Source organism: Pseudomonas poae (genome assembly GCF_001439785.1).
Taxonomy (GTDB): domain Bacteria; phylum Pseudomonadota; class Gammaproteobacteria; order Pseudomonadales; family Pseudomonadaceae; genus Aquipseudomonas; species Aquipseudomonas poae.
Window position 1 is genome coordinate 1 of record NZ_JYLI01000050.1, and the last position, 1374, is coordinate 1374.

The 1374-nt window shown below is 54.1% G+C and carries 1 protein-coding gene; it reads right to left on the bottom strand.

Annotated features, from left to right (window positions below; all coding sequences use genetic code 11):
• Positions 1-61: 61 nt before the first annotated feature.
• The gene (locus TU75_RS26095) at positions 62-1321 is read right to left on the bottom strand and encodes an IS256 family transposase (RefSeq protein WP_015372597.1); all 1260 of its coding nucleotides are present in this window, start codon (positions 1319-1321) and stop codon (positions 62-64) included.
• Positions 1322-1374 lie beyond the last annotated feature (53 nt).

Sequence of the window (1374 nt, forward strand, 5' to 3'; positions counted from 1 at the left end):
GAGAGTGTCAGATTTTTTGTGTTCGGGCCGGTTACGGCCTGCCGTCAGGCAGGCCCTATCTTTACCAGGTCGGCCTGATAAATCGATCTCCGTACAGAATCGCAAATTGATTCATTGCGTTCTTCCAATCATGAGCTGCACTGCCCCAGTTCGCGGTGATATTTCGTAATGCCAGCCAGATTAGTTTTGTCGCGGCTTCATCCGTTGGGAAGTGGCCTCGCGTTTTGATGACCTTGCGCAACTGGGCATTGATACTCTCGATGGCATTGGTTGTGTAGATCACTTTGCGTATCGCCGGGGGAAACACGAAGAACGGGATAACTCGATCCCAAGCACGTTTCCAAGCCGATACGACTGTCGGATATTGCTTACCCCAAGGCCCGGCTTCGAAAGCCAGTAGCGCTTGTTCTGCGGCGTCAGCATTGAGTGCTTGATAGATCGGTTTCAGTGCCTTGGCCAGCTCACGGCGCTTATCCCACGGGGCGTAATCGAGGCTGTTACGGATCAGGTGGACGATGCAGGTCTGCAACGTCGTCTCAGGAAACACAGCACTCAGCGCTTCGGGCATGCCTTTGAGACCGTCAGTTACGGCGATCAAGACGTCTTCGACGCCTCGGGTTTTCAGGTCGTTAAAGACCTTCATCCAAAATTTGGCGCCTTCGGTTGTTTCAATCCAAATTCCCAGAATATCTCGCGTTCCGTCCGGCAATACTCCCAGTGCCAAGTAGATCGCTTTGTTGCGAACCAGGCCTTCGTCGCGAATTTTGACTCGCAATGCATCGAAGAAAATTACCGGGTACATCGGTTCAAGCGGTCGCTGTTGCCAGGCGGTAACCTCCTCCAAAACTGCGTCAGTGACGGAGCTGATGAAATCGTGAGAGACGTCTGTTCCGTACTGTTCAGAGAGAAACGCCCGGATTTCGCGAACCGTCATGCCTCGGGCATACATCGCGATAATCTTGTCATCGAAGCCGGTAAAACGCCGTTCGTGTTTGGGGATCAGAATCGGAGCAAAGCTTCCATCACGGTCTCTGGGAATGTCCAAACGCAGCGGACCGTCATCGGTTAGCACCGTTTTTCCGCTCTTGCCGTTGCGCTGGTTACTCGACTCCTCAGGGCGCTCCGCGCCCTGAGGGTAGCCAAGGTGGTGGCCCAACTCGGCACCAAGAGCTCGCTCGATCAGCGCCTTTTTGAACGCCATCGAGGCATCCTGAATGGCTTCGGCACTCATCGGGCCGCTGACGAACTGGTCGATCAGCTCTTGGGGAATGGATGGAAGGTCTCGCGGGGCCTCACGGGCCGGTTTCTTTTTGGTCGGCATACATGCACCTCTATCAACATGTTATGCCCGAACACAAAATTTATGACAGTCCC

What these genes read in the sequence shown, in the direction of transcription:
- TU75_RS26095 (WP_015372597.1), bottom strand. Translation starts at nt 1,321, where the DNA reads ATGCCGACCAAAAAGAAACCGGCCCGTGAGGCCCCGCGAGACCTTCCA.